Annotated in this window: 10 protein-coding genes; 6 read left to right on the forward strand and 4 right to left on the reverse strand. The window is 63.3% G+C overall.

Translation table 11 applies throughout. From position 1 onward, the window contains the following. Together AC1D1P_RS08370 and AC1D1P_RS08375 are read left to right on the forward strand one after the other, a co-directional pair. A partial coding sequence (locus AC1D1P_RS08370; RefSeq protein WP_477672658.1) for a CaiB/BaiF CoA transferase family protein occupies positions 1–780 on the forward strand: 780 nt, incomplete at its 5' end. Between the two features lie 58 nt (positions 781–838). Then, positions 839–1,882, forward strand: a complete 1,044-nt coding sequence (locus AC1D1P_RS08375; protein ID WP_477672659.1) for a Bug family tripartite tricarboxylate transporter substrate binding protein — start codon at positions 839–841, stop codon at positions 1,880–1,882. 142 nt (positions 1,883–2,024) lie between these two features. Here the strand turns inward: AC1D1P_RS08375 and AC1D1P_RS08380 are convergent, their stop codons facing one another. Next, entirely contained in the window at positions 2,025–2,645 is a 621-nt protein-coding gene (locus AC1D1P_RS08380) for a MarR family winged helix-turn-helix transcriptional regulator (RefSeq protein ID WP_477672660.1), read from the reverse strand. Positions 2,646–2,713: 68 nt separating this feature from the next. Between AC1D1P_RS08380 and AC1D1P_RS08385 the strand changes: the two genes are divergently transcribed. Together AC1D1P_RS08385 and AC1D1P_RS08390 are read left to right on the forward strand one after the other, a co-directional pair. After that, the gene (locus AC1D1P_RS08385) at positions 2,714–3,514 is read left to right on the forward strand and encodes an SDR family NAD(P)-dependent oxidoreductase (RefSeq protein ID WP_477672661.1); all 801 of its coding nucleotides are present in this window, start codon (positions 2,714–2,716) and stop codon (positions 3,512–3,514) included. Positions 3,515–3,610: 96 nt separating this feature from the next. Next, positions 3,611–4,687 carry an alkene reductase gene (locus tag AC1D1P_RS08390; RefSeq protein WP_477672662.1) on the forward strand — a complete coding sequence of 359 codons (1,077 nt, stop codon included), beginning with the start codon at positions 3,611–3,613 and terminating at the stop codon, positions 4,685–4,687. A gap of 52 nt (positions 4,688–4,739) precedes the next feature. Here the strand turns inward: AC1D1P_RS08390 and AC1D1P_RS08395 are convergent, their stop codons facing one another. The 3 genes from AC1D1P_RS08395 to AC1D1P_RS08405 all read right to left on the reverse strand — a co-directional run bounded on the left by AC1D1P_RS08395 (position 4,740) and on the right by AC1D1P_RS08405 (position 6,828). Then, on the reverse strand, positions 4,740–4,955 hold the full coding sequence (locus AC1D1P_RS08395) for a TOBE domain-containing protein (RefSeq protein ID WP_477670826.1): 216 nt from the start codon (positions 4,953–4,955) through the stop codon (positions 4,740–4,742). An 88-nt stretch (positions 4,956–5,043) separates the two neighbouring features. Further along, positions 5,044–5,643, reverse strand: a complete 600-nt coding sequence (ssuE, locus tag AC1D1P_RS08400) for an NADPH-dependent FMN reductase (protein WP_477672663.1) — start codon at positions 5,641–5,643, stop codon at positions 5,044–5,046. Positions 5,644–5,787: 144 nt separating this feature from the next. Continuing rightward, a complete protein-coding gene (locus tag AC1D1P_RS08405; RefSeq protein WP_477670828.1) occupies positions 5,788–6,828 on the reverse strand; it encodes a sulfate ABC transporter substrate-binding protein in 1,041 nt (346 codons plus the stop codon). 156 nt (positions 6,829–6,984) lie between these two features. On the opposite strand from AC1D1P_RS08405, the gene AC1D1P_RS08410 reads away from it, so the two are divergent. After that, entirely contained in the window at positions 6,985–7,266 is a 282-nt protein-coding gene (locus AC1D1P_RS08410) for an oxidative damage protection protein (RefSeq protein ID WP_477670829.1), read from the forward strand. A gap of 9 nt (positions 7,267–7,275) precedes the next feature. Next, positions 7,276–8,748: bifunctional tRNA (5-methylaminomethyl-2-thiouridine)(34)-methyltransferase MnmC2/FAD-dependent 5-carboxymethylaminomethyl-2-thiouridine(34) oxidoreductase MnmC1 (gene mnmC, locus AC1D1P_RS08415; RefSeq protein ID WP_477672664.1), on the forward strand; the 1,473-nt coding region annotated here is incomplete at its 3' end.

Here is an 8,748-nt window from a genome sequence, read left to right on the forward strand (position 1 = left end):
GTGGTGCAGATGATGGGGGGCCTGGCCTACATGACGGGCCGGCCCGGCGACCCGCTGCGCGCCGGCACCAGCGTGAACGACATCATGGGCGGCCTCTTCGGCGCCATCGGCGCGCTGGGCGCGCTGATCCAGCGCGGTATTAGCGGCAAGGGCATGGAAGTACAGTCGGCGCTGTATGAAAACAATGTCTTCCTGATGGGCCAGCACATGCTGCAGTACGCCATGACGGGCAAACACCCGGCCCCCATGCCCGCGCGCGACAACCCCTGGGCGGTGTACGACGTGTTCACGGTACGGGACGGTGAACAAATCTTCCTGGCGGCCGTGAGCGACGCGCAGTGGCAAACCTTTTGCACCGTGCTGGGCTTTCCCGACCTCAAGGCCGACCCGGCGCTGGCCACCAACAACCAGCGCGTGGCGGTGCGCCCCGCCCTGCTCAAGGACCTTGCGGCGCGGCTGGCCCCGCGCAGCGCCGGCGAGCTTTCAGCCATGATGGAAAAAGCCGGCCTGCCGTTTGCCCCCATCCGCAGGCCCGAAGACCTGTTCGACGACGAGCACCTGCTGGCCACCGGCGGCCTGGCCGATGTGCGCCTGCCCGATGGCCCCAAGGCCGGCCAGATGGTAAAAACCACGCTGTTCCCCATCACCATGCAAGGGGAGCGGCTGGGGGTTCGCCTGCACCCGCCCACGCTGGGCGAGCACACCCGCGAGCTGCTGGCAGGCCTGGGCTACAGCGCGGGTGAAATGGATGACCTGCACCGGCAAGCGGCAGTCAGTTGAGGCAGTGAGTTGAACCTGCCGGCCGATTTGCGCGACTCACGACAACGAAGGAGACAAAATGACCCCCAAGATGAAGATGATCCGCAGTACCGATACCTCAGCCTTGAGCAACAAACCCGCAACCCGGCGCCAGGCCCTCTGGGGACTCGGCGCCCTTTTTGCCGGCGGCGCCTTCCTGGCATCGCCACGCAGATTGCTGGCCCAGACTACCGACAAGGTGGTGCGCTTCATCCTGCCGGTGGGCGCCGGCTCGGGCGTGGACACCATCGTGCGAGCGGCCAGTGTTGCGCTGGGCAAGGCGCTGGGCAACCCGGTGGTGATTGAAAACCAGCCCGGCGCAGGCGGCATTGTCGGCACGTCCGCGCTTGTGAAGGCTGCCCCCGACGGCATGACGCTGAGCGTGGTGTCCAACAACCACGTGATCTACCCCAGCGTGTACAAGTCGCTGCCGTTCGACCCGGTGGCGGACATCACGCCCATCACTGTCATCGGCACCACGCCGATGGTGCTGGTGGTGAACCCCGCCAAACTGCCAGCCATCAATGTGAAAGAACTGGTCGCCCTGCTCAAGGCTAAACCCGATGCCTACAACTATGCGTCGTCGGGCAACGGCACCATCCTGCACCTGGCCGCGCAGATGTTTCTGGACGAAGCACAGGTCAAGGCCAAACACATTCCCTACAAGGGCGTAGGCCCCATGGTTGCCGACATGATCGGCGGGCAGGTGGACATGGGCGTGCTGGCGCTCCCCGCGGTGCAGGCGCACCTGAAAAGCGGCGCCCTGCGCGCCATCGGTGTGGGCGGCAGCGCCCGTTCACCCGCGGCGCCCGACATCCCGACCATTGCGGAACAAGGCCTGCCCAACTACAACATGGAAGGCTGGTTCGCGGTGATAGGCCCCGCGAAGCTGCCGGCAGCCGACGTCAAGCGCATCCACGCCGCGGTGGCTGCCGCCTACGCCACGCCCGAGGTGAAGGAAGCCATGCTCAAGCAGGGCAACACCATCAACCCCGGCAGCCCGGAAGCCGCCGCGCAGTACTTTCGCAGTGAATTGGTGAAGTACGCGCAGCTGGTGAAAAAGGCGGGCGTCGAACTGCAGTAAGGCCTGCGCGCAGGCGCGCCTTCGCACCTCTTTTTGCAACGCCAACGTGGCAGAGCAACCTTATGGTTGCTATCTTTTTAGTAGCTGCTTGCGCACGTCACTGTTAAGTAAACCGACGGCGAGACCCCGAAAACCRTTGTAATCAGGCGTTCTTTTCAGCTTGCCTGGAGCCGAGGGTAGCCAACGGGGCTGGGTTCTCCGTCTTGTAGGCAACCAGAAACTCGTCGGATGCCACCTGATCGGCCAGGGCCCTCAAGTTCGCAGCCGAGGCAGAACCCAGAACGACCTCCACTTGGTCGTTGACTGCTGCCCAGTGCACTATGCCTTCTGAAAGCCGGGTCTTGCCAAGCGAAGTGAGAACGCTGTGCTTGGTCCGGCGGTCCTGGGCGTCCTGACGCAACTCAACAATTCCGTCACGCACCAGAGGCCTTAGCGCATGGGTAAGCGCAGAAAGTTGAATGGCAAGCAGGGTCGCCAGGTTCTGTAGCGCCGGTCCTTGTTGATCGGCGCCCGTGAGCCTGTGTATTCCTGCGATAAGCGCGAGCTGCGTGGCTTTGAGGCCCAACGGTGCCAGCGCTTCGTCATAAAGCTGCTCAAGTCTGCGAGTCGCAAGGCGCAGTGGTGTGATCGTGCAAGCCCGTCCGCCCAGGATGTCCTGCTCATCTGCGGCGGGCATATCCAGGCTGCTTTTCGCATCGACAAGGTTTGTGGTAATTCCCATACTATCAAAATGGTTGAGTACTGCACCATCGATTGATTTCATGCAATCAATCATACATTTGAGCCCTCAACTTATTTAGTTGAGCCCTCAATTTTATTGGAAAAACAGCAATGACAAACAACAGTTCCAGGAAAGTCGCTCTTGTCACAGGGGCTTCCTCCGGCATCGGAGCCGTCTATGCGGACCGCTTCGCCGCACGTGGATACGATCTTATCCTTGTCGCCCGGCGCGCTGACCGCCTGGAAGCGCTCTGCGCATCGGTCTCAAAGGCGCACGGTATCAAAGCTGAGCCGATCTCGGCCGACCTGACAAAAGACGAGGATGTGGCGCGGATCGAAACGATTCTGGCCACCGATGGGGATGTGCACGTTCTGGTGAACAACGCCGGTATTGCGCGCCTGGCACCGGCTGCCCAGATGGCGGCAAATGACGTGCTGTCCCAGATTGCCCTCAACATCACAGCACTGACGCGCCTGACGCAAGCTGCGGTGCCAGCCTTCGTGGCGAGGAAGCAGGGCCTGATCATCAATATCGCATCCGCCCTGGCCGTTCACTCGCTGCCAATCAGCGCCATCTACAGCGGCACCAAGGCCTTCGTACTGCAATACAGCCGCAGTCTGCAGCAAGAACTCGCCGAAACCGGGGTGAAGGTTCAGCTGGTACTGCCCGCATCGACGGCCACCGAGATCTGGGATCTGTCAGGCGTTCCGCTGGCAGCCCTCAACAAGGAGGCCTTGATGACGACCGAAAACATGGTCGATGCAGCGCTCGCGGGCCTGGACCAGGGCGAAACGATCACCTGGCCGTCAGTCGCTGATGCGAGTCTGTGGGAAAAGTACGATGCGGCCCGCACCGAACTGTTCGCGGGCACCCAGGTTGGAACGCCGGCCCCTCGTTACAAGATTCGCTGAGTCCAGCGAACTGAACGTTACTGCTTTTCCTTTTCTCTCTTCTCTCTCTCTTCTTTCTCCGTTCTCTCCCCTTCTCTATTTCCCCAAGGACAGCCCATGCTTTTCGATGCATTCCCCCTGCGCGCGATCTCACTCAAAAACCGTGCCGTGATGTCACCGCTTACGCGCAGTCGCGCAGTCGACAACAACACGCCCAACAGCCTGATGGCCACCTACTACGCCCAACGCGCGAGCGCCGGCCTCATCATCACGGAAGGAACCTCGCCGTCGCCCAACGGCCTGGGTTACGCCCGCATCCCGGGCCTCTTCAATGACGCCCAGGTGCAAGGCTGGAAGCTGGTGACCGACGCCGTCCATGCCAAAGGCGGCAAGATCGTCGTGCAGCTGATGCATACCGGCCGCGTGACCCACCAGGCCAACCTGCCGGCCGGCGCCGAAGTGCTTGGGCCTTCACCCGAGACCTGCCCCGGCGAGATGTGGACCGATACGCAAGGCAGCCAGCCGCACTCACCGCCGCGCGCCATGACCGAGGCCGACATCCAGGCCGTGATCGGCGAATACACCACCGCCGCGCGTCTTGCCATCCAGGCCGGCTTTGACGGCATCGAGCTGCACGCGGCCAACGGTTACTTGCTTGAGCAATTCCTGAACGCCAACGTCAATCGCCGCACCGATGGCTACGGCGGCACGGCCGAAGGGCGCAACCGGCTGGTACTGGAGGTCGCCCGTGCTGCCGTAAAAGAGATCGGCGCTGAGCGAGTCGGCATCCGCCTGTCGCCCCACGGCGTGGTCAATAGCACCGGCGCGTTCGAAGGCGTGGACGAACAGTACCTGGCGCTGGTGAAGCAACTCTCTGCGCTCGCCCTCATGTACGTTCACGTCCTGGACCATTCGGCCATGGGCGCCCCTCCCGTCCCGGCGAAGTTGAAGACAGATTTGAGGGCTGCGTTCAACGGCCCCTTCATTCTCGCCGGCGGACAGGACAAAGCCAGCGCACAACAGGCGCTGAGCGAAGGCCGCGCGGACCTGATTGCCATAGGCAGGCCTTTCATCGCCAACCCTGACCTGGTCGAGCGCTTGCGCCAGGACGCGCCCTTGAACGCTCCTGCCCCGGACACGTTCTACACACCCGGCGCCAAGGGCTACACGGACTATCCGACGCTGGCAGGGTGAGCATCAAACGTCCCAGATGGGTACCCAACCGGGACACGCTGGGGCCTCGAATCTACAGCTTGGCGATGGACACTTCGGTCGACTTGACCAGTGCCACCACCTCACTGCCGACGGCCAGCTCGAGCTGGTCGACCGACCGCGTGGTGATGACGGAGGTGACGATGCCCCAGGGCGTTTCGACGTCGAGTTCAGACACCACGTCACCGCGGATGATTTCTTTCACGCGGCCGCGGAACTGGTTGCGGACGTTGATGGCTTGGATGGACATAAAGGTTCTCCTGGAACTTGGGTAAAAACGTTGAACTGAAAATCGATGAATTCAGTGGCCTGAATTCAGCACCGGCGGGCGGCTCAGCTCAGACGCTACATCGCACCCGCGAAAAATGCACAGGCTCAAAGCCCGTGGTGGCCGGCATCCGGAAGCTTTCCGCCAACAGCGTCAGCACCGCATCGTCCAGACGCACGGTGATCTCGGGCCCCACTTCATAGCGCTTGTCGGCCGACTTCGGCACCTGCGAATCGGTGGCATATACGCCCGGCAGGATGTGGCGGGCCGCCAGCGCCTGCAGCACCGGGCGCAGGGCGTAGTCCAGCGCCAGCATGTGGTGGGGGCTACCGCCGGTGGCCAGTGGCAGCACGGTTTTTTCCTTCAGCGCCGTTTGCGGCAGCAAATCAAGCAGCACCTTGAGCAGGCCGCTGTAAGCCGCCTTGTAGACCGGCGTGGCCACCACGATCGCACGCGCGCGGGCAATCTGGTCAATGGCTTTCACGATCGCCGGATGCCCCCACTCAGCCAGCAGCAAGGCCTGGGCCGGCAGCTCGCGGATGTTCAACCGGTCGACCACCACGCCGCCCCGCAGGGCCAGCCTGTCGCTGACGGAGTCAAGCAGCGCCGCCGAGCGGGACTGTTCGGAAGGACTGCCGGCAATCAGCAATACGGATTGTTGCGAGGACATTATTTGTGGAGCTCTCTGAGTTGCATTGATTACCAAGCGGCGTGTGCCAGCTCTCCCATTCCAGTGCCGGCGCGGAACCGGCTCAGCCGGGCCGCAGCGGGCGCCCCCTTGGGGGGAGGCGGCCAGAGGCCGCTTCGGGGGGGCCTATTTCCTGGTATAGATCTGGTCGAACGAGCCGCCGTCGGCGAAATGCTCTTTATCAGCCTTGGCCCAGCCGCCGAAGGCCTGGTCGATGGTGAACAGGTTCAGCTTGGGAAACTGCTTGGCGTACTTGGCAATGGCTCTTTGCGAAACGGCCGGGCGGTAGAAGTTCTTGCCGGCAATGTCCTGGCCTTCTTCAGAGTAGAGGTACTTCAGGTATTCCTCGGCCACAGCACGGGTGCCCTTCTTGTCGACGTTCTTGTCGACCACGGCAACGGCGGGCTCGGCCAGGATGCTCAGGGAAGGCGCGACCACGTCAAACTTGGCGCCGAATTCTTTTTCGAGCAAATACGCTTCGTTTTCCCAGGCGATCAGCACGTCGCCCTGGGCACGCTGGGCGAAGGTGATGGTGGAGCCGCGGGCGCCGGTGTCCAGCACCGAAACGTTGCCATAGAGCTTGGCGACAAACTCCTTGGCCTTGGCGTCGCTGCCGTATTTGCGCTTGGCGAATTCCCAGGCGGCCAGGTAGTTCCAGCGGGCGCCGCCCGAGGTTTTAGGGTTGGGCGTGATCACGTTGATGCCGGGCTTGATCAGGTCATCCCAGTCCTTGATGCCTTTGGGATTGCCCTGGCGCACGGCCAGCACGATGGTGGAGGTGTAGGGCGACGAGTTGTGCGGCAGCTTCTTTTGCCAGTCGGCCGACAACCAGCCGCCGTTTTTGACCAACGCGTCGGTGTCGCCGGCCAGGGCCAGCGTGGCCACGTCGGCGTCCAGGCCGTCAATGATGGAGCGGGCCTGCTTGCCGGAGCCGCCGTGCGACTGCTTGATCGTCACATCCTGGCCGGTCTTGGCTTTCCAGTATTTGCTGAAGGCCGCGTTGTATTCGACATAAAGCTCACGGGTTGGGTCATACGAGACGTTGAGCAGCGTGACGGGCGCTTGCTGGGCCTGGGCGGTCAGCAGTGACCCTGCCAGCGTCAAACCCAAACCGGCCGCCACGGCAGTGCGGGCGGAAACATTGATAAAGTTGCGGCGTGAAGTCATGGTTGCTCTCTTTTCCAAAAAATTGCGTGTAAATGCGAACAAAATGGATTCTGGAAGCAGACCTTAGAAACTGGAACGAATAAAAAATCAGTTCTTTATTCCACAAACATCCTTAGACATCTCAGCTACAACTTAGCCCTACGAAAGAACTACCCCATGGCACGCCTCGTCAAATGCATCAAACTCGGCAAAGAAGCCGAAGGCCTGGACTTCCCGCCCTACCCCGGCCCGCTAGGAAAGCGCCTTTGGGAAGAAGTCAGCAAGGAAGCCTGGGCGGAGTGGATGAAGCAGCAAACCATGCTGGTCAATGAAAACCGCCTGAACCTGGCCGACGCCCGCGCCCGCCAGTACCTGGCACGGCAGATGGAAAAACATTTCTTCGGCGACGGCGCCGACGCAGTGCAAGGCTACGTCCCACCCACGACACCCACGCCCTGACCTGACCGCATGCCCGAGCGCATTGAGTGGCTGGACGACGGCACCGCCGGCGGCAGCCCCTACAGCCCGCGCTTTGGCGACCGCTACCGTAGCGAGCTGGGCGGGCTGGATCAGGCTAAAGAAGTCTTCCTCAAGGGCTGCGGCCTGCCTGGGGCCTGGGCCGGTCAGCCGCAATGGACTGTTCTTGAAACCGGCTTCGGCCTGGGCCTGAATTTCCTGGTGACCTGGGCCGCCTGGAAGGCCGACCCGAAGCGCCCTGGCCTGCTGCATTTCGTCTCGACTGAAGCCTTTCCGGCGAGCGCCGAAGATGTGCTGCGCAGCGCCAGGACCCATCCTGAATTGCTGCCTTTCGCCGAACAGTTGCAGCGCCAGCTATGGGGGCTGCTGCCGGGCTTTCACCGGCTGGTGTTTGAAGGCGGCCAGGTCTTGCTGACGCTGTGCATCGGTGACGCCAAGGCCATGCTGCGCGAGCAGTTGTTTGAAGCCGATTCGGTCTACCTGGACGGTTTCAGCCCGCAGCGCAATCCGGACATCTGGGACATCCATACTTTCAAGGCGGTAGCGCGCTGCTGCCGGCGCGGCACGCGTGTTGCCACCTGGACGATTGCGCGCAGCGTGCGCGATGCGCTGGCGCAATGCGGATTTGTGGTGGGCAAGGTGCCGGGCATACCGCCCAAACGCGACAACCTGCAGGGCGAGTTCAACCCGGCGTGGGAACCTAAAAAAGCGCAGCCCTCGCCCGCTCGCCGGCTGCCCGGGCGCTGCGTGGTGATTGGCGCCGGCCTGGCCGGCGCGGCTGTGGCGGCCAGCCTGGCGCGTCGCGGCTGGCAGGTCGTGGTGCTGGACGCGGCCGAAGAGCCCGCCACCGGGGCGTCCGGCCTGCCCGCCGGCTTGCTGGCGCCGCATGTCTCGCCCGACGACAACCCGCTCTCGCGCCTGTCGCGCCATGGCATTCGTGCCACGCTACAGCAAGCTGAGGCCTTGCTGCAGGCCGGTGACTGGGGCCGCACCGGCGTGCTGGAGCACGCGGTGGAGCACCCGCGCAAACGGCCCGAGGCGTGGCAAACAGACTGGGTCGACGCCGCTAGCGACTGGACAGGGCCAGCCGACGCCGACAAGCTCAGGCAATGCGGCCTGCCGCCGGATACGCCCGCGCTGTGGCATGCGCGGGCCGGCTGGATCCGGCCGGCCGCCCTGGTCGACGCCTGGCTGGCGGGGCCGGGTGTGCTGTCGCACGGCCGATCAATAGTGAACCGCCTGAACCAGGCCTCGGGCCAATGGCAGGTTTTGGATGCGCAGGGCCGGGAGTTGGCTCGCGCCGAACTCGTGGTGCTAGCTGCCGGTTATGCCAGCCTGGAACTGGCAGCCGGCGCCGGTACGAACAAGGCTGGCGAACTGGCATTGCAGGCCATCCGGGGCCAGGTGAGCTGGGGCTTGCACGAGTCCGGCACAGCCGATGCGCTGCCACCCTTTCCCGTGAAC

It is taken from the genome of Polaromonas sp. P1_E1_2 (assembly GCF_056406035.1).

Coding starts and splice junctions, on each gene's coding strand:
- AC1D1P_RS08385 (WP_477672661.1), top strand. CDS start 2,714: ATGACAAACAACAGTTCCAGGAAAGTCGCTCTTGTCACAGGGGCTTCC.
- AC1D1P_RS08395 (WP_477670826.1), bottom strand. CDS start 4,955: ATGTCCATCCAAGCCATCAACGTCCGCAACCAGTTCCGCGGCCGCGTG.
- AC1D1P_RS08405 (WP_477670828.1), bottom strand. CDS start 6,828: ATGACTTCACGCCGCAACTTTATCAATGTTTCCGCCCGCACTGCCGTG.
- AC1D1P_RS08410 (WP_477670829.1), top strand. CDS start 6,985: ATGGCACGCCTCGTCAAATGCATCAAACTCGGCAAAGAAGCCGAAGGC.
- ssuE (WP_477672663.1), bottom strand. CDS start 5,643: ATGTCCTCGCAACAATCCGTATTGCTGATTGCCGGCAGTCCTTCCGAA.
- AC1D1P_RS08380 (WP_477672660.1), bottom strand. CDS start 2,645: ATGAAATCAATCGATGGTGCAGTACTCAACCATTTTGATAGTATGGGA.
- AC1D1P_RS08375 (WP_477672659.1), top strand. CDS start 839: ATGACCCCCAAGATGAAGATGATCCGCAGTACCGATACCTCAGCCTTG.
- AC1D1P_RS08390 (WP_477672662.1), top strand. CDS start 3,611: ATGCTTTTCGATGCATTCCCCCTGCGCGCGATCTCACTCAAAAACCGT.